General features: G+C 50.0%; 22 protein-coding genes. 17 read left to right on the top strand and 5 right to left on the bottom strand.

The window, feature by feature from the left end:
* Positions 1 to 353: 353 nt before the first annotated feature.
* The 13 genes from LK436_RS00845 to LK436_RS00785 all read left to right on the top strand — a co-directional run bounded on the left by LK436_RS00845 (position 354) and on the right by LK436_RS00785 (position 13349).
* Entirely contained in the window at positions 354 to 1319 is a 966-nt protein-coding gene (locus LK436_RS00845) for a beta-ketoacyl-ACP synthase III (RefSeq protein WP_008397733.1), read from the top strand.
* Between the two features lie 170 nt (positions 1320 to 1489).
* Positions 1490 to 1723 carry an acyl carrier protein gene (gene acpP / locus LK436_RS00840; RefSeq protein ID WP_008397736.1) on the top strand — a complete coding sequence of 78 codons (234 nt, stop codon included), beginning with the start codon at positions 1490 to 1492 and terminating at the stop codon, positions 1721 to 1723.
* On the top strand, positions 1723 to 2646 hold the full coding sequence (gene fabK, locus LK436_RS00835; protein WP_008397737.1) for an enoyl-[acyl-carrier-protein] reductase FabK: 924 nt from the start codon (positions 1723 to 1725) through the stop codon (positions 2644 to 2646). Before acpP ends, fabK begins: the two co-directional genes overlap by 1 nt.
* A gap of 166 nt (positions 2647 to 2812) precedes the next feature.
* The gene (gene fabD / locus LK436_RS00830) at positions 2813 to 3730 is read left to right on the top strand and encodes an ACP S-malonyltransferase (protein ID WP_008397738.1); all 918 of its coding nucleotides are present in this window, start codon (positions 2813 to 2815) and stop codon (positions 3728 to 3730) included.
* Positions 3731 to 3825: 95 nt separating this feature from the next.
* Entirely contained in the window at positions 3826 to 4569 is a 744-nt protein-coding gene (gene fabG, locus LK436_RS00825) for a 3-oxoacyl-[acyl-carrier-protein] reductase (RefSeq protein ID WP_008397739.1), read from the top strand.
* Between the two features lie 51 nt (positions 4570 to 4620).
* Positions 4621 to 5859 (top strand): beta-ketoacyl-ACP synthase II, encoded by a 1239-nt coding sequence (fabF, locus tag LK436_RS00820; protein ID WP_008397740.1) that lies wholly within the window; start codon positions 4621 to 4623, stop codon positions 5857 to 5859.
* Positions 5860 to 5877: 18 nt separating this feature from the next.
* Positions 5878 to 6393: an acetyl-CoA carboxylase biotin carboxyl carrier protein gene (accB, locus tag LK436_RS00815; RefSeq protein ID WP_008397741.1), complete on the top strand. Its 516-nt coding sequence runs from the start codon at positions 5878 to 5880 to the stop codon at positions 6391 to 6393.
* 59 nt (positions 6394 to 6452) lie between these two features.
* Complete coding sequence (fabZ, locus tag LK436_RS00810) at positions 6453 to 6875, top strand: 3-hydroxyacyl-ACP dehydratase FabZ (protein ID WP_008397742.1); 423 nt, start codon at positions 6453 to 6455, stop codon at positions 6873 to 6875.
* A gap of 9 nt (positions 6876 to 6884) precedes the next feature.
* Positions 6885 to 8237, top strand: a complete 1353-nt coding sequence (locus tag LK436_RS00805; protein WP_044931296.1) for an acetyl-CoA carboxylase biotin carboxylase subunit — start codon at positions 6885 to 6887, stop codon at positions 8235 to 8237.
* 92 nt (positions 8238 to 8329) lie between these two features.
* Positions 8330 to 10213, top strand: coding sequence for an acetyl-CoA carboxylase carboxyl transferase subunit (locus LK436_RS00800; protein WP_008397748.1), 1884 nt, complete (start codon positions 8330 to 8332; stop codon positions 10211 to 10213).
* A gap of 31 nt (positions 10214 to 10244) precedes the next feature.
* Positions 10245 to 11345, top strand: coding sequence for an NAD(P)H-dependent flavin oxidoreductase (locus LK436_RS00795; protein ID WP_008397749.1), 1101 nt, complete (start codon positions 10245 to 10247; stop codon positions 11343 to 11345).
* A gap of 78 nt (positions 11346 to 11423) precedes the next feature.
* Positions 11424 to 12053: a hypothetical protein gene (locus tag LK436_RS00790; protein ID WP_021966256.1), complete on the top strand. Its 630-nt coding sequence runs from the start codon at positions 11424 to 11426 to the stop codon at positions 12051 to 12053.
* Positions 12054 to 12257: 204 nt separating this feature from the next.
* Entirely contained in the window at positions 12258 to 13349 is a 1092-nt protein-coding gene (locus tag LK436_RS00785) for a TIGR00300 family protein (protein WP_021966255.1), read from the top strand.
* A gap of 29 nt (positions 13350 to 13378) precedes the next feature.
* On the opposite strand, the gene LK436_RS00780 is transcribed toward LK436_RS00785, so the two are convergent.
* Positions 13379 to 13735: an arsenate reductase family protein gene (locus tag LK436_RS00780; protein ID WP_008397754.1), complete on the bottom strand. Its 357-nt coding sequence runs from the start codon at positions 13733 to 13735 to the stop codon at positions 13379 to 13381.
* Between the two features lie 540 nt (positions 13736 to 14275).
* Between LK436_RS00780 and LK436_RS00775 the strand changes: the two genes are divergently transcribed.
* The 3 genes from LK436_RS00775 (at position 14276) to LK436_RS00765 (ending at position 16228) form a co-directional block, all read left to right on the top strand.
* Complete coding sequence (locus LK436_RS00775; protein WP_015572875.1) at positions 14276 to 14803, top strand: spore maturation protein; 528 nt, start codon at positions 14276 to 14278, stop codon at positions 14801 to 14803.
* A gap of 190 nt (positions 14804 to 14993) precedes the next feature.
* Positions 14994 to 15434 (top strand): MarR family winged helix-turn-helix transcriptional regulator, encoded by a 441-nt coding sequence (locus tag LK436_RS00770; protein WP_021966254.1) that lies wholly within the window; start codon positions 14994 to 14996, stop codon positions 15432 to 15434.
* A 146-nt stretch (positions 15435 to 15580) separates the two neighbouring features.
* On the top strand, positions 15581 to 16228 hold the full coding sequence (locus LK436_RS00765) for a GerMN domain-containing protein (protein WP_008397760.1): 648 nt from the start codon (positions 15581 to 15583) through the stop codon (positions 16226 to 16228).
* Between the two features lie 281 nt (positions 16229 to 16509).
* Here the strand turns inward: LK436_RS00765 and LK436_RS18345 are convergent, their stop codons facing one another.
* From LK436_RS18345 to LK436_RS00755, 3 genes are all read right to left on the bottom strand, one after another.
* On the bottom strand, positions 16510 to 16635 hold the full coding sequence (locus tag LK436_RS18345; protein ID WP_008397761.1) for a hypothetical protein: 126 nt from the start codon (positions 16633 to 16635) through the stop codon (positions 16510 to 16512).
* Complete coding sequence (locus tag LK436_RS00760) at positions 16629 to 17369, bottom strand: hypothetical protein (RefSeq protein WP_008397762.1); 741 nt, start codon at positions 17367 to 17369, stop codon at positions 16629 to 16631. Before LK436_RS00760 ends, LK436_RS18345 begins: the two co-directional genes overlap by 7 nt.
* 838 nt (positions 17370 to 18207) lie before the next feature.
* A complete protein-coding gene (locus LK436_RS00755) occupies positions 18208 to 19062 on the bottom strand; it encodes a MerR family transcriptional regulator (protein WP_008397763.1) in 855 nt (284 codons plus the stop codon).
* A 159-nt stretch (positions 19063 to 19221) separates the two neighbouring features.
* Between LK436_RS00755 and LK436_RS00750 the strand changes: the two genes are divergently transcribed.
* The gene (locus tag LK436_RS00750; protein ID WP_008397764.1) at positions 19222 to 19911 is read left to right on the top strand and encodes a YitT family protein; all 690 of its coding nucleotides are present in this window, start codon (positions 19222 to 19224) and stop codon (positions 19909 to 19911) included.
* A 235-nt stretch (positions 19912 to 20146) separates the two neighbouring features.
* Here LK436_RS00750 and LK436_RS00745 read toward each other — a convergent pair whose 3' ends face one another.
* The gene (locus LK436_RS00745; RefSeq protein WP_044931299.1) at positions 20147 to 22024 is read right to left on the bottom strand and encodes a DUF885 domain-containing protein; all 1878 of its coding nucleotides are present in this window, start codon (positions 22022 to 22024) and stop codon (positions 20147 to 20149) included.
* Between the last annotated feature and the right edge of the window lie 188 nt (positions 22025 to 22212).

The raw sequence follows: 22212 nt of genomic DNA, 5'->3' as shown, positions 1-22212 counted from the left end.
AGACAGAAAGCCTGCAGGTCTTAGAAAAGACGGGACAGAAAATCAGAAGGAGGGCAGAAAGGTCTGGGAAATGCAGTCTGAAAAGCCTGTTTTTCAGGGGCGGATTATGCGGAAAGTTCTTCTTGACAAACAAACGGCCATAGAATACACTAGCAATAGTTTGAATATCAAACAATCTGTCGGGAAGGCCCGGACATGTCTGAAAACGGAGGCCTCGTTTGGCTTTCAGGCAGGGGGGTGTCTGCCCAGGCGGACAGGTGTATGTTATTGTAAAATAAAAAATCAATATGACAGCCAGACAGGCGCCTGGCGGCGGAGGCTGTCATAAGCAGACAGAAAAGCGGGAATCAGACATGACTACAAGAATCATCGGAATCGGCTCATATGTGCCGGATACAGTTGTTACAAATAAGGATCTCATGGAATTTTTGGATACGGATGACGCGTGGATCCGTGAGAGAACGGGAATCTGTGAGAGGAGAGTGTCAAAGGAGATGGGAACCTGCGCTCTGGCGGTGGAGGCGGCTAAGAGAGCAGTTTCTGATGCGGGGATTGACCCGAAGGAGATCGACCTGATTGTGCTTGCCACCTCATCCGGAGACCGTGCATTCCCGGCGGCGGCCATGGATGTACAGGCAGCCATCGGAGCGGTAAACGCTGTAGGCTTTGACATTACGGCAGCCTGCTCAGGATTTATCTTCGGCCTGCACATTGCCCACAGCTTTTTTATGTCCGGAATCTATAAGACCGCTCTGATCGTAGGTGCGGAAGCCTTGAGCAAGGTGGTGGACTGGACAGACCGGGGAACCTGCATCCTTTTTGGCGACGGAGCAGGGGCAGCGGTTGTGAGGGCCTCAGAGGACGGCGGAATCATAAAAACACTGATGGGAAGCGACGGAACGAAGGGATGGACGCTGGAGTGCCAGGCCAGAAATCTCGGAAACTGCCTGAACGGAGTCAAGCCGGAGCTGGGCTTTATGAAAATGGACGGGAAGGAAGTTTTCAAATTCGCAGTCCGCAAGGTGCCTGAGATTGTGGAGGATATTCTGAAAGAGGCGGAAATGACGCCGGAGGAAATCAAATACTTCGTTCTTCACCAGGCCAACTACAGGATTCTGGAGGCAGCCTCCAGACGGCTTAAAATACCCATGGAAAAGATTCCTGTAAATATTGACCGCTACGGAAACACATCCGCGGCTTCTATTCCGATTCTTCTCGACGAGATGAAGCAGGAAGGGAAGCTTAAGCGGGGAGATAAACTGGTACTTGCCGGCTTCGGCTCCGGCATGACCTGGGGGGCCACCCTTTTAGAGTGGTAAAGCAGGAAGAAGCACTGCTGCGGATAGGGCGCGTCCGCGTCATTTTTCCCTTGCAAGTTCCTGAAAATCAAATATAATAAAAGAAATGAATGCTGTGGGGGAGGAACCCTGTAACGGCTTTCAGAAATTAAATTCAAAAACTAAAACTTAAAGGTAAAGGAGAATGAATTATGTTAGAAAAAATGAAAGAGATCATCGCAGAGCAGTTAAGCGTGGATGCAGATTCCATCACAGAGGCTTCCTCCTTCAAGGATGATCTGGGAGCAGATTCTCTGGATTTATTCGAGCTGGTTATGGCACTTGAGGATGAGTATTCTGTAGAGATCCCGGCTGAGGACTTACAGAACCTCTTAACAGTAGGCGATGTAATGAACTATTTAAAAGAAAAAGGTGTTGAAGCATAATGAAGACCAGAGTCACTGAACTTTTAGGGATTGAATGTCCGATCATCCAGGGCGGTATGGCCTGGGTGGCCGAGCATCATCTGGCTGCAGCTGTTTCTGAGGCCGGCGGTCTGGGTCTCATCGGCGGGGCGAATGCTCCGGGAGAAGTAGTCCGCGATGAAATCAGAAAGGCCAGAGAGCTGACAAAGAAGCCGTTCGGCGTAAACGTCATGCTCATGAGTCCTCATGCTGACGACGTGGCAAAGGTAGTCGTTGAGGAGGGCGTGAAGGTAGTCACAACAGGAGCCGGAAACCCTGGAAAATATATGGAGATGTGGAAGAACGCCGGAATTAAGGTAATCCCGGTAGTGGCCTCCGTCGCTTTGGCAAGGATGATGGAGAAAGGCGGAGCTGACGCCGTTATCGCAGAGGGCACAGAGTCCGGCGGACATATCGGTGAAGCTACGACCATGACGCTCGTTCCGCAGGTAGTGGATGCGGTATCCATACCTGTTATCGCAGCAGGCGGAATCGGGGACGGCCGCGGAATTGCAGCCGCCTTTATGCTGGGAGCTGAGGCAGTCCAGATGGGAACACGCTTTGTAGTGGCGAAGGAGTCCATTGTACATCCCAATTACAAGGAAAAGATTATCAAGGCGAAGGACATAGATTCCACAGTAACAGGCAGGACCCACGGCCATCCGGTCAGATGTCTGAGAAACCAGATGACCAGAGAGTATATCAAGATGGAGCAGGAGGGCAAGTCCTTCGAAGAGCTTGAGTATCTGACGCTGGGAACCCTCAGAAAGGCCGTTATGGATGGAGACACATCAAACGGAACTGTTATGGCAGGCCAGATTGCAGGTATGGTCAAAAAAGAACAGACCTGCAAGGAAATGATGGACGAGATGATGGCAGAGGCAGGTAAGCTTCTGCACTGGTAATCCATAAAAAGGCGGCGCAAAAACGCCGCAGAAGACAGACCTGGCAGAAAAGCAGGTGCGGCATAGCTTCGCCATCCGGCTCTGTCAGATAATAGGAAACAGCGGCCCGTGTGCACAGGAAGACGGCAGGCGGGCCGTTTCCATAGGAAGAAAAAGGAGTAGCGCTATGAGCAAGATTGCATTTATTTTTCCAGGCCAGGGTGCGCAGGTGTGCGGCATGGGGCAGGATTTCTATGAGCAGACAGAGACAGGAAAGCAGGTATTCGACACTGCAACTGAAATTCTGGGCTTTTCCATGCCTGAGCTCTGCTTTGAGAAAAACGACAGGCTGGACATAACAGAGTACACACAGCCGGCCATGGTGACAGCGAGCCTTGCTATGATGAAGGTTCTCATGGAGCGTACAGGGATAAAGCCTGATGCGGCCGCAGGACTGAGTCTGGGAGAGTATCCGGCAATGGCTGCTGCTGGCGTGATGTCTGTGGAGGATGCGATTCGCACCGTAAGACAGAGGGGAATCCTGATGCAGGAGGCGGTTCCGGCGGGAATCGGAGCCATGGCCGCTGTCCTTGCGATGGATGCAGAGGAAATTGAACGGGTGATCGAGCCAATTGAAGGGGTGCAGATTGCCAACTATAACTGCCCGGGACAGATCGTTATCTCCGGAAAGAAGGAGGCGGTCGACGAGGCGGCAGAGAAGCTTAAGGAAGCGGGAGCAAAGAGGGTGATCCCGTTAAATGTCAGCGGCCCGTTCCACTCCAGAATGCTCACAGAGGCAGGAGAGAAGCTGGGAAAAGTGCTTGACACAGTTGAAATTCACGAGCCTGTGATTCCGTATGCGGCCAATGTGACGGCTGAGTATGTGACAAAGGCAGAGGATGTAAAACCGCTTCTGGTGAAGCAGGTATCCTCCTCCGTGCGGTGGGAGCAGACCATGAGAATGATGCTTCAGGACGGCGTGGATACATTTATTGAGATCGGGCCTGGCAAGACACTGGCCGGATTTATGAAGAAGATAGATAGAAACGTTCGCGTGATCAATATAGAGAAACTGGAAGATATTGAGAAAGTAAGGGAGCTGTAGAGGCTTCCTGGAAAGAAAGCCGGCCAGAGAGGGGCGGCCGGCTCTCTGTACTCTCAGGCAAACCGGAAGCGATTCCGAGGAAAGGTTGTAAAAATATGTTATTGGAAGGCAAAATTGCACTGGTAACCGGAGCGAGCCGCGGAATTGGCCGTCAGATCGCCCTGACACTGGCCAAAGAGGGCGCTGTTGTTATCGTAAACTACAACGGATCTGCGGCGAAGGCGGAGGAAGTGGTGAAAGAGATCACAGAGGCAGGCGGTACCGCTGAGGCTGTTCAGTGCAGCGTCTCCGACTACGCAAAGACTGAAGAAATGATGAAGGATCTCATCGCCAGATATAAGAGAATTGATATTCTGGTGAATAATGCCGGCATCACAAAGGATAATCTGCTCATGAAGATGAGTGAGGAGGAGTACGATGCTGTTTTAGACACCAATTTAAAGGGAACCTTTAACTGCATCAAGCATGTCTCCAGACAGATGCTGAAGCAGAAGGGAGGCCGCATCATTAATATCTCCTCCGTATCAGGCGTGATGGGAAATGCGGGACAGGCCAATTACTGTGCATCCAAGGCAGGAGTGATTGGGCTTACAAAGTCCGTGGCCAGAGAGCTTGGAAGCCGCGGTATCACGGTAAATGCGATCGCGCCGGGATTCATTGACACAGAGATGACAGCCGTTCTTCCTGAGGATGTGAAGAAGTCCATGGGAGAGCAGATTCCGATGAAGAAGTTTGGAAAAACGGAGGATGTAGCAAATCTTGCCGCCTTCCTGGCTTCCGATCTGGCGGGCTACATTACAGGACAGATTATAGGCGTGGACGGCGGAATGGCCATGTAGGCCTTAACGTGCGGACAGCTGAAGAATTTCAAAGAGTTCAGGAGGGAATATATGGCAAATAGAGTAGTAATTACCGGCATGGGTGCAATTACCCCAGTCGGAAATGATGTGGAGACATTCTGGAATTCCCTGAAGGAAAAAAAGACAGGATTCGGGGAGATTACATATTTTGATACAGCAGATTTCAAGGTGAAGCTGGCTGCCCAGGTAAAGGATTTTGACCCAAAGAATTACATGGATGCAAAGACTGCGAGAAGAATGGAGCCGTTTTCCCAGTTCGCAGTGGCAGCAGCCTCTCAGGCCCTTGCACAGTCAGGTCTCGATATGGAAAAGGAGGATCCCTTCCGCGTAGGTGTCAGCATCGGTTCCGGAATCGGAAGCCTTCAGTCTGTGGAGAGAGAGTACAAAAAGCTCCTTGAGAAAGGGCCTAACCGCGTAAACCCTCTTCTCGTGCCCATGATGATCTGCAATATGGCTGCAGGAAACGTGTCCATCCAGTACGGACTTAAGGGAAAGTGCATCAACGTGGTGACTGCCTGTGCTACAGGAACCCACTCCATCGGTGAGGCCTTCCGCTCCATCCAGTGCGGCGAGGCAGAGGTAATGCTGGCAGGCGGAACCGAATCAAGCATCACCCCAATCGGCGTCGCAGGCTTTACGGCTCTTACAGCCCTCTCTACCAACCCGGATCCGGCCACCTGCTCCCGTCCTTTTGACAAGGACAGAGACGGCTTTGTTATGGGCGAGGGCGCAGGCGTTGTCGTGCTGGAGTCCTTAGAGCATGCATTAAACAGAGGGGCTACTATTCTGGCTGAGATCGTCGGATACGGCGCAACCAGCGATGCATACCATATTACCTCCCCGGCAGAGGACGGAAGCGGAGCCGCAAAGGCTATGGAGTACGCTATCAGGGATGCGGGGATCACACCGGAGCAGATCGACTATGTAAATGCTCACGGAACCAGCACCCACCACAACGATCTCTTCGAGACAAAGGCTATCAAGCTGGCTCTGGGAGATCACGCTTACAAGGTAAAGATCAATTCCACCAAATCCATGGTCGGCCATTTGCTGGGAGCGGCAGGCGGAGTGGAGTTCATCACCTGTGTGAAGTCTGTCATGGAGGATTATGTGCACGCCACAGCAGGGCTTGCTGAGTCAGAGCCTGAGTGCGATCTGGATTACACGAAGGGCGAGGGAGTCCACACAACTGTAAATTATGCCATTTCCAATTCCCTGGGCTTCGGCGGACACAACGCAAGCCTTGTGGTAAAGAAGTATGAGGCTTAATGCCGGAGGAGGACAGACATGGATATTAAGGATATTGTGACACTGATTGAGGCTGTCTCCAAAAATAATCTTACCAGCCTTGTGATCGAGGAGAACGGGACAAAACTGTCCCTAAAGAGAGAGAAGGAGAGGGAGATTGTGACGGCTGTTCCGCCTGTGGCAGCTCCGGCTGTCTCCGCTATGGGACTTGCCCCGGGCCTTGCAGGAGCGGGAGTGACAGGGCTCCCCGTGACCCCGGAGGCTTCTCTGGCCGGTTCAGTTTCCGCACAGGCGGCTGAGACAAAGGAGGATATCCCGTCCGGCAATGTGGTAAAGTCTCCGCTTGTAGGAACTTTCTATTCAGCTCCTGCGCCGGACGCCGACAGCTTTGTGAAGGTAGGCGATACGGTGAAAAAGGGCCAGGTGCTTGGAATCATCGAGGCCATGAAGCTGATGAATGAGATCGAGAGTGAGTATGACGGCGTGGTGGAGGCCATCCTTGTAAACAACGAGGAGGTTGTGGAGTACGGCCAGCCGTTATTCAGAATTAAATAGCAGGACGCTGCAGATTTTATAGCGGCGTAAGGCAAATAAAAAAGACAGGGGTACCGAATATGTTAGGAATCAAGGAGATTCAGGAAATTATTCCCCACAGGCATCCATTTCTCCTTATCGATTGTATCGAGGAGATAAGGCCGGGCGAGGGAGCCACGGGCTATAAGTCAGTGACTTACAATGAGCCGTTTTTTGCAGGCCATTTTCCGCAGGAGCCGGTTATGCCGGGAGTCCTGATTGTGGAGGCTCTGGCTCAGGTGGGCGCAGTGGCGATTCTGAGCGAGGAGGAGAACAGAGGCAAAGTTGCCTACTTTGGAGGAATCAACAGCGCCAAGTTCAGAAAAAAGGTAGTTCCGGGGGACAGACTGAAGCTGGAATGCCAGATTATCAAGAGAAAGGGGCCGGTTGGAATTGGAAGTGCGACAGCATCTGTGGACGGCAAAGTGGCAGTTTCCGCCGAGCTCACGTTTATGATTGGATAGGTGACGCTTTTGTTTAACAAGATTTTGATTGCAAACCGCGGCGAGATCGCGGTCAGGATTATCCGCGCCTGCCGGGAGATGGGGATCAAGACGGTGGCTGTCTACTCCGAGGCAGACAGGGACAGCCTCCACACACTGCTCGCCGACGAGGCTGTCTGTATCGGGCCGGCCCCGTCCAGCGAGAGCTATCTGGATATGGAGCGCATTATCTCCGCCACAGTGGCCATGAGGGCGGACGCCATTCATCCGGGCTTCGGGTTCCTTTCTGAGAACGCCCGCTTCGCAGATCTGTGCGAGAAATGCAATATCCGCTTTATCGGACCCTCCGCTGACATCATTCACCGGATGGGAAACAAATCAGAAGCCAGAAAGACCATGATCGAGGCCGGAGTTCCCGTTGTTCCTGGAAGCAAGGAACCGGTATATTCACCGGAGGAGGCCTTAAAGATGGCGAAGGCTATCGGTTTTCCCGTTATGATCAAGGCATCTTCAGGCGGCGGAGGAAAGGGAATGAGAGTTTCCAGAAGCGCGGAGGATTTTGAGGCCAATTTTAACCAGGCGCAGATGGAATCAGTCAAGGGCTTTTCCGATGACACCATGTATATTGAAAAATATATTGAGCAGCCAAGACATATTGAGTTTCAGATCCTTGCGGACGAGTATGGAAATGTAGTACATCTGGGAGAGCGCGACTGCTCCATCCAGAGACGCCATCAGAAGGTCCTCGAGGAGGCTCCGTCGGAGGCTATCTCCCCTGAGCTTCGCAAAGCCATGGGAGAGACAGCGGTGAAGGCGGCGAAGGCAGTGGGCTATGTAAATGCGGGAACCATCGAGTTTCTGTTAGACAAACACAAGCAGTTCTACTTTATGGAGATGAATACGCGTATTCAGGTAGAGCATCCGGTGACAGAGGCTGTCACAGATCTGGATCTGATTAAAGAGCAGATTAAGATCGCAGCTGGAGAACCCCTTGGCTTTACCCAGGACGATGTGGTCATCCGGGGCCATGCTATTGAGTGCAGGATCAATGCGGAGAACCCGGAAAAGAACTTTATGCCGTGCCCGGGAACCATCACGGAGGTGCATCTGCCGGGAGGCCGGGGAGTCAGGATAGACACCCATATTTACGCCGGTTATCAGGTCCCGCCGAACTATGATTCCATGCTGTTAAAGCTCATTGTCTATGACAGAGACAGACAGTCCGCGATTGCCAAGATGAGGAGTGCTCTGGGAGAGCTTGTTATCGAGGGAATTGACACAAACATTGATTTCCAGTATGAAATCTTAAACAATGAGGCCTATCAGGAAGGACAGATCGACACGGATTTCATTCCGAAGGAGTTTCCGTCCTACTGCAAATAGAGTGATGTCTTAGACCTCTGGCATCAGTCTGGGCGGACAGGTCAGGTATCGGCAGTCTGAGAGGGAATATCCGGGGAAAGGGAGAGTGTTATATGCTGAAAAATATGTTTAAAAAGACATATACCTTGATAGATACGAAATACAAAAAGGCTCCTGAGGAGAAGGAGGAGGCTGTCTACGAGGGGCAGCCGAATATTCCCCAGGGACTCTGGCGCAAATGCAACAAGTGCGGCCGGCCTATCTACACGGAGGATGTGAAGAACAATTTCTACATCTGCCCCAAGTGTGACGGCTACTTCCGCGTCCATGCCTACAGAAGAATCGAGATGACGTTAGACAGCGGTTCCTTCGAGGAGTGGGACAGGGAGATGGAGTTTGTAAACCCCTTAAATTTCCCGGGATATGAGAAGAAGGTCCAGGCTGTCAGGGAAAAGACGAACCTGAACGAGGCGGTCGTCACAGGACGGGGGACCATCCACGGCCAGAAAACAGTGATCGCCGTCTGCGATTCCCGCTTTATTATGAGCAGCATGAGCCACAATGTGGGAGAGAAGATTGCCAGGGCTGTGGAGAGGGCTACGGCTCTCCGGCTTCCGGTGATTATTTTCGCCTGCTCAGGCGGCGCCAGGATGCAGGAGGGGCTTGTGTCCCTGATGCAGATGGAAAAGACTTCTGCGGCATTAAAACGCCACAGTGACGCCGGCCTTCTCTACATCAGCGTGCTCACAGAGCCGACGACAGGCGGTGTGACAGCCAGCTTTGCCATGCTGGGCGACATCAATATAGCTGAACCGAAGGCGCTTATCGGATTTGCGGGACAGCGGGTAATTGAACAGACAATCAGGCAGAAGCTGCCGGAGGGCTTCCAGAGGGCGGAATTCCAGCTGGAGCACGGCTTTGTGGATCTGATCGTGGAGCGTCCTGAGATGAAGGATACCCTTTCCTCCATCCTCCGGATCCATGCCAACAGAAATGAGTGGAATTATAAGGGAGAGGGCCGGAGAAAGCAGGAGTCAGGAAAAGCTCAGGAAGGCGGCGGCGCAGTGAAGATCCAGGGCTTGGCAGAGGGAGAGAAGGAAACCAGAGGCCTGTCGGAGGAGGAGATTTTAGCTGCCCTTGAGAAATCCTTTGACAGAAAGAGCGCAGTGATTAAGCGCACGCCGGAAAAGGAGCTGCAGGAGATTGCAAACCGCCAGTTAAGCGCATGGGATACGGTGCTTATATCGAGAAGCGAGGACAGGCTGATTGCCAGTGATTACATCGAAGAGCTGTTTGACGGTTTCATTGAGCTTCACGGAGACCGCTATTTCGGAGACGACGGCGCGATTATCGGCGGAATTGCCACCTGGCACGGAATGCCGGTGACGGTAATTGCCCAGGAGAAGGGGAAGAGCACAAAGGAGAACTTGAAGAGGAATTTCGGAATGCCGAATCCCGAGGGCTACAGGAAGGCCCTGCGCCTGATGAAGCAGGCTGAGAAGTTCGGCCGCCCGATTATCTGCTTTGTGGATACCCCGGGAGCTTTTCCGGGAATCGAGGCCGAGGAGAGGGGCCAGGGCGAGGCGATCGCCAGAAACCTGTTTGAGGCTTCCAATCTGACTGTGCCGGTACTTGCCATCGTCATAGGCGAGGGGGGAAGCGGCGGAGCCCTTGCCATGGCTGTGGGAAATGAGGTCTGGATGATGGAGAATGCTGTTTACTCAGTACTCTCACCTGAGGGCTTTGCGGCAATTCTCTGGAAGGATGGAAAGAAGGCCAGCGAAGCAGCCAAGGTCATGAAGATGACGGCAAAGGATCTTTATGAGCTGGGACTGATTGAGTGCATTATCCCTGAGCCTGAGCCTGCTACCAAGGCCAACAAAGAAGAAATCTGCCGTGAGCTGGACTGGAAGCTGGAGGAATTTTTCCTGCGTTTCAGGGATATGACGCGGGCGGAAGCAGTCAGCCAGAGATATGACAGGTTCCGCGCGTTTTAGAGAACCAGAAATAAATATTAGGAGAACGAGGATGGATAGATTTAAACCGCTGAAAATAGGGAATCTGACGGCTAAGCTCCCTGTTATTCAGGGGGGCATGGGGGTTGGAATCAGCCTTTCATCCCTGGCAGGAGCTGTGGCGAAGGAGGGGGGAATCGGCCTTATCTCAACCGCACAGATCGGCTTTCGGGAGCCGGATTTTTACCGCAATGCCCAGGAGGCAAATCTGAGGGCCATGGAGAGCGAATTTAAAAAGGCCAGATCTATTGCCCCTGAAGGCATCATCGGCTTTAATATCATGGTTGCCACCAAGAATTATGTTGAGTACGTGAAGGCTGCCGTGAAAATCGGCGCGGATCTCATTGTTTCGGGGGCCGGTCTTCCTGTGGATCTGCCTGAATATGTGAAGGGAAGCGCCACTAAAATTGCACCGATCGTGTCCACGGTCAAGGCTGCCAAGGTTATCTGCAAGATGTGGGACAGAAACTATAAGACGGCTCCGGATCTGGTAGTGGTTGAGGGACCTCTGGCAGGCGGTCATCTGGGCTTTTCCAGGGAGCAGCTGGCAGAGCTTGAGGCGGACACGGAGGAGGTATCGAAAACCTACCATAAAGCGGAGTACGAGGAAGAGGTGAAGGGCATTATCGCCCTGGTAAAGCAGTACGCTGACAAGTATGGGAAGGAGATCCCGGTAGTGGCTGCCGGAGGTGTGTACACTCACGAGGATGTGCGCCACTGCATCGAGGATCTGGGAGCCGACGGCGTCCAGGTGGGAACCAGGTTTGTGACTACAGAGGAGTGCGACGCGCCTCTTGTCTACAAGCAGGCATATATAGGCGCAAAGGAAGAGGATATTGTGATCACCAAAAGCCCGGTGGGAATGCCGGGAAGGGCTATCATGAATCCGTTTCTCAGAAAGATGATGACCGAGGGGGAGAAGGTCACCAGGTGCTTCCGCTGCCTGGAACACTGCGATCCGGCCACTACCCCGTACTGCATTACCCAGGCGCTGATCAATGCGGCCCAGGGAGATGAGGAGCATGCTCTCCTGTTCTGCGGAAGCAATGCATACCGGGCTGAGCGAATCGAGAAAGTCCCAGACGTGATGAGGGAGCTCTGCTTCGGAGAGTAAGGATCGAGAAGACGGAATGGAAAAAGGGCATAAATCCCGCTCTTCTGGCATACAGTTTGCCAGAAGGGTGGGATTTTTTTGCTGAATTACGTCTGGGCTGTGATGATGGCTGTGGGAATTTTGTGGGGAGCACTTCACGGAAGGCTCCCGGAGGTCACAAATGGTGCGCTGGAGGCAGCGGGGGAGGCGGTAACCCTGGGAATTACCATGCTCGGCGTCATGTCCTTCTGGACAGGAATTCTGGAAATCGGCCAGAAGGCAGGTCTGATCGAGGCCCTGGCAGGGAAAATGTATCCGGTTCTGCGCTTTCTGTTCCCGAAGATTCCAAAGGGCCATCCTGCTCTGGAATCTATCTCCGCCAATATGATTGCCAACATGCTGGGCCTGGGATGGGCGGCGACACCGGCCGGCCTGAAGGCCATGGGGGAACTTGAACAGCTGGAGGAGGAGAGGAGGGAGAGGCGACTGGAAAAAGACTGCCATCCCGTTTTAAGGGGAACGGCCAGCAATGAGATGTGTACCTTCCTGATTATCAATATCTCCTCCCTTCAGCTCATCCCCATCAATATGATTGCCTACCGGGCACAGTACGGCTCTGCAAATCCGGCTGCTGTCACGGGCCCTGCACTTCTGGCTACGGGGGTGAGCACACTTGCAGCTGTGCTGTTCTGCACAGTCATGAACCGGAGAGGGAAAAAAGAGAGGTAAAGTGTGCCGGAAATTTCTTCTTCGGGGTACCGAAACAGCGGAAAATAAGCTATAATAGACAGATATGAGGGGCTTTAAAAGCCGAGGAAAAAGGTGTCTGAAAGAGGACAAAACCAGAAAGGCACCAGTCAGACAGGCTTCAGAAGCATGAAAGACGGTATGGTAAAGCGGCATGAAAGAACGAATAAGAGAGGGGATTTTACTATGGCATTTGAACTGAAAAAGTACACGGCACCCGATTTTACCGAGGAGAAGTTTGTGAAGGCTCCGGACGCTCTGATGGCACCGGCGCCGAAGGACAAGGTGGCACCGGAGAATTATCATGCTACTACGATTTTTCCGGAGTATTTCAAGGTTGGAGGCCAGTGGCTTCTGGCAAAGGAGAGCCGGATGGACTGTGTGGCTGTCTATGAGAACGGGGAGATCTCTGTGAGGGAGTTCAGGACCCTGAAGAAGGGGGACCTTGTCATCGTCGGGAGAACGGAGGATGCCCAGGAGGGAATCTTTGTGTGGACCCATGGCTTTGATGAGCCTTCTGCAGGAAGCGGGGAGGCATTTGCCTTCCGCCAGGGACGTTCCAGGGAGACGGCATTCTCCAAGGATTACGACCAGATTTATGAGCTCTTAAAGCATGAGCGGGAAAACGGATATGTGGTCTGGGTGATGGGGCCTGCCTGTGCCTTTGACTCCGATTCCAGGGAGGCTTTCTCCAAGCTGGTTATGAACGGATATGTGGACGCTCTGCTTGCGGGAAATGCCCTGGCAACCCATGATCTGGAGGGGGCCTATTTAAAGACTGCTCTGGGACAGGATATATATACCCAGGAGAGCTTTGCAGGGGGCCATTACAATCACATTGATACAATCAACAGGGTGCGCTTCCACGGCTCGATCCCGGAGTTTATCGAGAAGGAGCACATTGACAACGGGATTATCTACAGCTGTGTGAAAAAGGGAGTGCCTTTTGTGCTGACAGGTTCCATCCGCGATGACGGGCCTCTCCCGGAGGTCTATGCAGACGTGTACGAGGGACAGTCGGCCATGAGAGAGTGCGTAAAAAAGGCCACTACTGTGATCTGTATGGCTACCACCCTGCACTCCATCGCCACGGGAAATATGACCCCGTCCTTCCGCGTGCTGGCCGACGGAACCGTGCGTCAGGTATATTTTTACAGCGTGGATGTTTCCGAGTTCGCCGTCAACAAGCTGGGCGATCGGGGCAGCCTTTCCGCAAAGAGTATTGTAACGAATGTGCAGGATTTTGTGGTGAATGTGAGCAAGGGCCTTGGTCTGTAGGCCCTTGCTTCTGCGCTTTTTCTTTCAGGCTATTTAAGCCTGGCCTCCCACTCAGCCTCTTTAAAGCCGACGAGCACAAAGTCTTCGGATATAATCAGAGGGCGTTTTACGAGCATTCCATCGGTGGCGAGCAGCTCATACTGCTCATCCTCACTCATGGAAGGGAGCTTGTCCTTTAACGCCATGGACTTGTAGAGAAGGCCGCTGGTATTGAAGAACTTTTTGAGGGGGAGGCCGCTTATCTTATGCCATTTTCTGAGCTCCTCTGCTGTCGGGTTGTTTTCCTTGATATGGCGATCCTCATAGGAAACGCCGGCGTCATCCAGCCATTTCTTAGCTTTCTGACAGGTAGTGCATTTCGGATATTCAATAAAAAGTACGCTCATGGATTTTCCTCCTGAAATTAATTTTTCTGAATGCTTTTGTTATACCATATCCTTCGGATATGGCAGCCTCCGGCGGAATTCAGCGCCCGGCTTTCAGCAGTGAATGCTGAAACCGGAATGCGCAGATATAATGCCCGCCCTGCGGTCATTATATCACAGGCACAGCCTGTGATCGTCATTCGCCGCTCGTCTCGTGTGAGCAAGCTCCCACAGGCTCGCTTGCGCTCATTATATCATAGAATATCAAGAAACGTATGGAAAATTATTGCCGGGTCTGAGACAGGCGGCAGACAGTCTGAAAAAAGGCCTCCCTGGACTGTGGCGCTTCATAAATCAGGATCAGAACGGTTTAGATTTTAGAAAGACAGTTTATAAAAATTTCCTGATTTTGCAAGGAGTAATTCACAGTCAGGACACAAACTCCCCGTATAATACTTAACATGAAAAGGAAATCACCCTTTTCATAAATCATGAAACTAGGAATTTACCGGTACCTTCTGGCATAGAATGACAGAAAGGGCAATAGAGCGGGGATTAGCCATGAAGGCAGTTCTTTACCTGTCAGACTTTCTGGTACCGGTGATTCTGTTTTACATAATCGGCTTTGGACTCATTTCCAGGCGCCCTGTGTTTGACGACTTCACGAGAGGGGCAAAGGAGGGGATGAGGACGGTTGCCGGAATACTGCCCACCCTGATCGGCCTTATGACAGCTGTGGGTGTCCTGAGAGCATCTGGATTCCTGGAGTTTCTTTCAGAAATATTGAAAGCTCCAGCAGGATTTCTCCGAATTCCTGGAGAAATAGTCCCCGTAATCCTGGTACGCCTCGTGTCCAGTTCAGCGGCCACCGGGTTTCTTCTCGATATTTTCAGGACATACGGACCGGATTCTCTGTTGGGAATGACAGTTTCTATTATGGAGAGCTGTACAGAGACCGTGTTCTATACCATGAGTGTGTATTTTATGGCAGTGAAGGTGACAAAGACAAGATGGACCCTGGCCGGAGCTCTGATTTCCACGGCTGCGGGAATTGCAGCCAGCGTGGTCATAGCGGGAGCTATTGTCTGAGAAAAAAGAAGGAAAGCCAGGGCGAAGGAGGCGGGCCGGGAGGCTCAGGACAGCCTTTGCCAGCAAAGGCTGCGAGGACTTCAGGTACAAAAGTTGTAAGAATTTTGTTGACTGCTAACAGTTGCCGGGATGGATTGTTTATTGTATAATCAGTGGGGAAATTTTGTTTTGGTCAGATGAGGGGAACACTGTGGACAATTACGATACATTCAATGAGGTACTGGTAAGGCTGTTCCGCGATATTATGGATATTGAGCAGAAGGCCATTATAACGCCGGAATTCCGGGATATCACAAGCAATGACATGCACGTAATTGAAGCGATAGGAATCGGGGTACCTAAAAACATGTCCGCGATTGCCAGGGAACTTTCGGTCACAGTGGGGACACTCACGATTGCCATGAACAGCCTTGTGAAGAAAGGCTACGTGGAGCGCACCAGAGGAAAAGAGGACAGGAGGGTGGTCTATATCTCCCTGTCGGATAAAGGGCGCAGAGCCTTTGAGCACCATGCAGAATTTCACAGAAGGATGATTGACAGTATAAAAGAAGAGCTGTCCGGCGAGGAGCTCCAGATCCTTTACCGGGCTCTCACGAAGCTGAACAAATGGTTCAGAGAGTTTACTGTCTGAAGAACAGAGAACTGAAAAAAAGACCCGCATGACAGCCGATCTGAAGAGAAATGGAAGCTGCCTGCGGATTGGAAAAACTTTGCCGTGCCTTGGGGGTTTGGCCGGGGTGCTGACAAAGAATAATCAGATGAGGAGGAAATGCAATTATGAAAAAAATGATGCTTGGTTTTATGGGAGTCGTGATGTCTGTTTCTCTGGCAGCCTGCTCCCCGACAGATGTATCCAGCCAGACAGATGCCCAGGCAGGAGGACAGACGGTGGAGGCTTCCATCGAGCAGACAGAGAGAGAGGTTGTAGAGAAGCTCCCTGACGCAGATGCAGCACCCATGGCTCAGGTCAGCATATTCACCATCAAGGAGGATGGGACAGGTCTTGAGCAGAAGATGGATGCCATCGATTCCGATGAAGAGGAGACAGTGGACGCCCAGCTTCTGGCTGACAAGATGGCAGAGTACGGAATTCTCGAAGAGGGGACAAAGGTGTTAAACTTCTCCCAGGACGGAGATGTGATTACAGTGGATCTCAGCGGTATGCCAAACCAGGAGGATGTGCTGGAGCAGACAGCCGTAGCAAACACGTTCATCCAAAACTATGAGGCTCAGACGCTGAATCTGTCCGTAAACGGCGAGAGTGTCGGCCCAGGCAGCTTTGAGTTCAACCGCTCCTACAAAAATATGAGCGGAGAGAATGCCCAGGCAGCAGCAGCTTCCAGTGAGGACACAGGTGCAGATGAGACTGAGGCAAATGGAGGACCGGCATCTGAGGCTTCGGAGGAAACAGCAGCTGCTGAATAAGAAGCGGGCTTAAGTTCCAGCCAGGAAACAGAATAACAGACTAGAAAGGGGCTGTCGGAAATAGATAGCCCCTTCTATTCTGTTGTGGCAGGGTGGCTTATGTCCTAAGTTGGACTACCGCCTATTTATCTCTGTCCAATCATTTGCAAATGTAGTAAACAGCTAAACCTGCCAAAACGGAGAGTAATTATCTTTTACAATTATTTTCTTTGTTATTTAGCTCTTTTTCACGATAGTATACAATACATATGGTAACTATTAAAAATCCTAATAAAAAGCTATCATTTACATTTCTTTGTAACAAATATTTCCAAATAATATATATACCACCATATATCATTAAAACCGAAAATAACTTTATTATAATTCTTTTCAAATTCAAAGTCCTTTCTTCCAATATTTACCATGGAAACTTTCCTTCATATATTACTGTTGTAGTATCACAATATGCAGTACGATCAGAATCATAATAAAAATCTGTTACAACTTTTACCTGAGTAACCATCCCATCATCTTCTCTATAATAATGAACTGTTCTTTCATAATATAAAATGGGAATCTCTTCTGATACAATCAGCCCTACAAGCCCCGATACTATAGCAGAAGCAGCTGTTCCCATTCCTGCTGTCACTACATTAAGCAATAACGCAGTAACTGCACCAGCTGTAAAAACTTCAAAATGGGTAGAACCCGTATTAGTGTCAACATACTCCCATGCACCTCTTGTCATGATACCACTAATATACGCTTCCTCTGCCGTTGGAGCCAACTCAACAATATCTCTTGTAATTCCACTAGGACTTACTTTTTTTACTTCATAACGTCCCTCTCCTAAATTCGTTATGTAGGTTACAAATGATTCTTCTAATTCATATTCTCCGTTAACCTCTTTATATATTTTGGTTGATACTTGCGAGAAATCGTCACTGATAGATTCTACTGCTTTGTATGTTTCTCCATCACTCTCATATAAATAAACTATATTATCTAAATCATCATTCAATAAGATAGCCCCTTTTCCATTGGAAATAGGAACAGCTGCATATGTATTAATAACCATTGACTGAAAAGAAAAGACTATTACTAACATTAACGCAACAATACGTTTTACATTAAAGAGCCTATAATTTTTCAAACTCATAAATCTCCTCCTTTAAAAGTCTATGAACAAACACAAAAATTATCATTCCAAATGTTCAAAATCATTTTCCCAAATCTCCCCATTGGACTCCCTCTTTCTTTTTTATACAGATTATACAATTATATATTATACTTTGTAAATCTTTTTTATATTATTTTTTGATTTTATTTTAATATATTTTTTATATATGTTTATATATACATTTTTTTCTTTTAAAATCAAAATTGTATTGACTATTTTCGAGAAATGTTCTGAATTATCCTATACATGTTAGAATCAATCAGAGGCGTACATTATAAAATAGACTTCACACAAATTATAGATTTATTTTTGTTTTAAACGATAATTTAAGAAACATTCTATTTTCAACACAATAAAAAAGATGGATGGAACTTTATCTTTATACTAACTGAGGGATAATTTTTTATCGTGTTTTATTCTAAATATTAATAAATTAATGTAGATAAAGTAATCTCCGTTTTTTATGTTTCTACATAATACGCATCCTTAAATTTATACTATTTTTGTGTCTTTATTATATTTCTGAGTTGATTTTACAGGCTTTGCCTGTAAAATATTAAGGCGACGGACTGCTTTTGTGTCCGTCCTATTCCTGCCTCAATTTTGCTTTAAAAATTGAGGTGGCGGGTTAACGGCGATAGGGGGTGGCTTCCCTTGGGGGATGGGAGAGGGTGCAGAACTCTGATGATTAATGCGGGGATTTTCCCACATTTCCATGCTGCTTCTTTTTAATAATAAATGTAATGTTTTTCTTGGCCTCTTTGGTTCTCTTCTCCGGAACTAGTTCCGATTGTTCCCCTGTTGTCTTACGGGAAAGTTATGGGAGAGTCCTGCAGGGCTTTACCAGAAACTGTATCAGGGTGACATAATCTTCGCTGTCCGAGGTGGTCAGGCTGTCCAGGATACAGTATTCATAGGCGCTGGATATGGGGGTGAGCCCCATGCGCGAAAGCTCTGGAAGCAGGAAACGGTAGGCCCCTGCGCTGTCTGTATACCTGCCTGTAAAATAGTAGTGGGCGTACAGGCCCGGAGGCTTGGCAATGCAGAAGGCTCCCGAGTAATTTTTCTCAAGGGGAAGAAACATATGGGAGGCTCTCAGACAGTGGCCTGCCCGGATTTCTTCAAGGGGGATAATGGCGCCCTGCTGATAAAAATAGGGATAATGCTCTTTCTTCGCCTTTGTCATCAGCTGTTTGATGGCAATGTTCTGAGCCATTAAATCCTCCTCATCCGTCCCCTTCCTTTTCTTGGGAAAACGCACCGCCTCTCCTGCCAGAAATTCTGTCTTGTCGTGATGGACCAGGGTGACAGAGCCTGACTTGGAAGAGAAATCGCGCAGCGTTTTGACCTTCCAGGCAAGCTGCTTTTCAATGGTCTGGAGACGGCGGATTTTCTGGCGGATGCTTATGAGCTGCTCCTGCATCAATGACAGGGCGTAGTCCCTGGTGCGCTGTTCCATAAATTCACGGATTTCCTCTAAGGAAAGTCCTATCTCTTTGAGCATTGCAATATTGTCCAGAAGATCCAGCTGATCTGCTGTGTAATAGCGGTAGCCGTTTTCTGGATTCACATAATCGGGTTTCAAGATTCCTTTCTTATCGTAAAATAAAATAGCCTGCCTGGAAAGGCCTGACAGCTTTGCCAGCTCTCCTGCAGTAAAGCGGTGCTGCATACAATTTTCCTCCTGAAATCTGCCGGTCTATGCCTTTGCACAGGTGGACAGTTACCATTAAAGCAAAAATTATTTTGCCTATTGACATTATACTTACTATATATTTTATACTAATTATAGTCAAGAAAACAAAGAAACTTAGATAAAGGAGTTGTTATTATGAAAATGCTGCAAAGAGCAGAGGCCAAAAAGGCGGTTGTCCGGTACGGAGGTCTGCTGCTCGGAACGGCAATCCTCTCTTTTGGCCTTTACAATATTCACAGCCAGGCGAGCATTACCGAGGGAGGGGTTCTGGGCCTGCAGCTTTTGATTCAGCACTGGTTTGGAATTTCACCGAGCATTATCGGTCCGGTTATGGATTTCATGTGCTACCTGATCGGATGGAAGATTCTGGGAGGGAACTTTTTAAAGAATGCAATTGTGGCTTCAGTCAGCTATGCCTTTTTCTACTCACTCCATGAGAAGATGGGATACATGCTCCCCGATCTCAGCCCTCATCCGGTATTTGCGGCCGTACTTGGCGGTCTGTTTGTCGGAGTCGGTGTAGGACTTGTGGTGCGTTCAGGAGGAGCTTCCGGAGGCGATGACGCTCTGGCCCTTATACTGAACAGGGTTACAAAGGCGAAGCTGGAACAGTGCTACTTCATCACAGATTTTGTGGTTCTAATGCTTTCCCTCACCTATATTCCCCTTGGAAAAATCGCATGCTCCCTTTTGACCGTGAGTATCTCGTCCTATGTCATAGGAAAGATTTATAAGAAGGAAGACGGCGGTCAGGATCAGGAAGACAGCCCGGGGTTTTTAAAAAGTCTGGGGGCAGAGAGCTCTGAAGCGCTGCAGAAGGATTGACGGGGTTTGCGGGCGGACAGAGAAGCAGAGGTTTTAGCGGAAATAAGACAGAGACAAAAGAACAGAGATAAAAGACAAAAATAAAAGACAGGGACAAAAGTTAAGAAAAAACCAAGAGAAAAGGAAGGCCGGCAGCCTTCCGGCTGAACATGGAGATTCAGACCGGAGGCTGCCGGCTCTTTTACCATAAAGGAAGCGCTCAGAATGCCCTGTATGATAAATAAGTGGCAGATTCTCAGGTGCCGAAGGTCAGAAGCCAGGTTTTAAAGTATGGTTTGATTACCCGAAACGGCGCGCCTCCCATGTCGAGGATAAACTTGTGAAACTGTACGGGATCGTATTTGCTGCCCAGCGTCTCCTCAGCCGTTTCCCGCATCTGGGTAATTTCCATATATCCGGTGTAATACTGCAGATAGTTGGCCGGGTTGTCCGCAACAGCATAATAGATTTCCTGGACAACAGCCGGATCGGTGATGCCGTACAGGTCCTCCAGGAACTTGCCGGTTCGCTCCTTCGTCCAGCCCTCATAATTGATATTGATGTCTAAGAGAGCGTAGAGGCCGAGAGTCGCTGCCTGGTTGTGGGCCAGGAGATCGCCAAGGCCAGGGGCCAGTCCGTTGTCGAAGGAATAGGAGTAAATTTCCGCATAGGTTCCCCACCCTTCAGAGTAACCGCCGCAGGACAGAAGGTGAAGCAGAGGCTCCCTGATATTCTGGTTGGCGTATACGGTCTGGTACAGGTGGCCTGGATAGCCTTCATGGGCCAGCGTGGTGTACAGAGAGTCAGCAGATGTCTGATCTGAGCCTCCGTTAATATAGATGACATTGTGCTCCCAGTAATCCAGGGGCGCCGTCAGATAAAAAGCAGGGCTTAAGGAGGATTCAAGGGCCTTGGGAACCTGTTTGACAGTGTAGTCTGCGCCGGACAGAGGAGGAAAATCTTTTTCAGACTGCTTTCTCAGGTCGTCAAGAATTGCAGTCGGCTCTGTCTGGGAGAAGGAATAGTTTGCGGAAGTCACGGAGAGCTCAGGGTAATTTTCAAGAAGCAGGGTAATCTCTGCCAGATCACTGCTCATATGTATCTGAACCTGCTCCTTAAGCTCAGGCACTGTGTACTCTGTTCCCGTGGAAGAGGCTACCAGGTACTCGTAGTAGCGTTTCCCGTCCGGGTAGCCGCACAGGCCGTTTTCGTTGGAACCGCGTCCTTTGAGGGATTCAAGCTCCTGGGAGAGCATCTGATAGGCCGGGATAAAATGCTCCTTCATGACAGTCAGGTGGCGTTCTCTGTACTCTGCCTTTTCCTCCGCTGACAGGCCCTCGATATCGTCCAGCTTGCTGTCAAAGGTTTCGCACAGGAAGCTGTTTTCCGGACGGATCATATAATCCTTACAGGACCGGATAATCTGATCGAGAACCAGGTCACAGGGGGCCAGACCGGCGTCTGCCCGCGCGTGTTCAAATTCCGCAATCTCTTTGTAATAGGAGTCAATCTGTGAGAGGAGCGTCAGATAATTCTCCACATCCTTCCTGTCATAAAAGGCATACTCCGCAAACAGAATGGGAAGCTGGGCCTGGGTTCCGATGGTGGTGGAGAGAGGGCGGCTATAAAGCTCCAGCCCGTCAGCCATTTTCTCCGTCTCCAGGTAATCGTCGAGAACGCGGTAGGTGAAAAGCTGGTCTGCAGTGAGAAGGGCCGGGTCAAATTCATGCAGTCTGTCAGACAGCTCACGGATGTCAGCAGACACCTGTTTCAGCTCTTCCAGGGAGCATTTTCCCAGCTCGGGATTTTCTTCCGAGATGCCCAGCGCCTCCGGGTCTCTTAAAAGATAGTGAAGCGTAATGCCGGAGCCCTCAAGCTCTTCCCTGAAAATCTCATCAGTAAAAGTATCAAAGGCCGCCTGAACCGAGGTCTGATCGGCGGACGGCACAGAACTGTCCCCGGAAATTCCGTTTTCAGAGGAAGCTAAGTCACTGCCCTGGGTATGTGCTGTCTCGGCAGATTCAGTCTGAACGGCTGCTCCGTTTTCCTGGCCAGGCGGACGGGAACAGGCGGTGAGCAGAAAGGACAGAATAAAAACAAGCAGAAAACAGCAGTATCGTCGTTTGGCTTTCATGTTCATACCTCCATTATTGTTACATTATAATTTATATTATTGCCAATTACAACTGATGAATACACAGGGAACACACAGGGATTGCGGGAAAGATGATTCCTGGAGAACAGGACAGGACAAAGACAGGAGGGAAACAGGGAAGTTTACGAGACAGATGTGCAGCAGGCGCAAAAGCCGGCGGACTGTGC

This window comes from Clostridium sp. M62/1 (assembly GCF_020736365.1).
Classification (GTDB): domain Bacteria; phylum Bacillota; class Clostridia; order Lachnospirales; family Lachnospiraceae; genus Otoolea; species Otoolea saccharolyticum_A.
Note: the sequence above shows the minus strand (reverse complement) of the source record. Positions and strands in the feature narration are given on the sequence as shown.

Excerpts from the sequence above, each read along its gene's own strand:
- fabK (WP_008397737.1), top strand. The coding sequence starts at position 1,723 with ATGAAGACCAGAGTCACTGAACTTTTAGGGATTGAATGTCCGATCATC.
- LK436_RS18345 (WP_008397761.1), bottom strand. The coding sequence starts at position 16,635 with ATGGTAAATATTGGAAGAAAGGACTTTGAATTTGAAAAGAATTATAAT.
- LK436_RS00750 (WP_008397764.1), top strand. The coding sequence starts at position 19,222 with ATGAAAATGCTGCAAAGAGCAGAGGCCAAAAAGGCGGTTGTCCGGTAC.
- fabZ (WP_008397742.1), top strand. The coding sequence starts at position 6,453 with ATGTTAGGAATCAAGGAGATTCAGGAAATTATTCCCCACAGGCATCCA.
- LK436_RS00775 (WP_015572875.1), top strand. The coding sequence starts at position 14,276 with ATGAAGGCAGTTCTTTACCTGTCAGACTTTCTGGTACCGGTGATTCTG.
- LK436_RS00780 (WP_008397754.1), bottom strand. The coding sequence starts at position 13,735 with ATGAGCGTACTTTTTATTGAATATCCGAAATGCACTACCTGTCAGAAA.
- acpP (WP_008397736.1), top strand. The coding sequence starts at position 1,490 with ATGTTAGAAAAAATGAAAGAGATCATCGCAGAGCAGTTAAGCGTGGAT.
- LK436_RS00795 (WP_008397749.1), top strand. The coding sequence starts at position 10,245 with ATGGATAGATTTAAACCGCTGAAAATAGGGAATCTGACGGCTAAGCTC.
- fabG (WP_008397739.1), top strand. The coding sequence starts at position 3,826 with ATGTTATTGGAAGGCAAAATTGCACTGGTAACCGGAGCGAGCCGCGGA.
- LK436_RS00745 (WP_044931299.1), bottom strand. The coding sequence starts at position 22,024 with ATGAAAGCCAAACGACGATACTGCTGTTTTCTGCTTGTTTTTATTCTG.
- LK436_RS00800 (WP_008397748.1), top strand. The coding sequence starts at position 8,330 with ATGCTGAAAAATATGTTTAAAAAGACATATACCTTGATAGATACGAAA.
- LK436_RS00755 (WP_008397763.1), bottom strand. The coding sequence starts at position 19,062 with ATGCAGCACCGCTTTACTGCAGGAGAGCTGGCAAAGCTGTCAGGCCTT.
- LK436_RS00765 (WP_008397760.1), top strand. The coding sequence starts at position 15,581 with ATGAAAAAAATGATGCTTGGTTTTATGGGAGTCGTGATGTCTGTTTCT.
- LK436_RS00845 (WP_008397733.1), top strand. The coding sequence starts at position 354 with ATGACTACAAGAATCATCGGAATCGGCTCATATGTGCCGGATACAGTT.
- LK436_RS00785 (WP_021966255.1), top strand. The coding sequence starts at position 12,258 with ATGGCATTTGAACTGAAAAAGTACACGGCACCCGATTTTACCGAGGAG.
- LK436_RS00760 (WP_008397762.1), bottom strand. The coding sequence starts at position 17,369 with ATGAGTTTGAAAAATTATAGGCTCTTTAATGTAAAACGTATTGTTGCG.
- fabD (WP_008397738.1), top strand. The coding sequence starts at position 2,813 with ATGAGCAAGATTGCATTTATTTTTCCAGGCCAGGGTGCGCAGGTGTGC.
- accB (WP_008397741.1), top strand. The coding sequence starts at position 5,878 with ATGGATATTAAGGATATTGTGACACTGATTGAGGCTGTCTCCAAAAAT.
- fabF (WP_008397740.1), top strand. The coding sequence starts at position 4,621 with ATGGCAAATAGAGTAGTAATTACCGGCATGGGTGCAATTACCCCAGTC.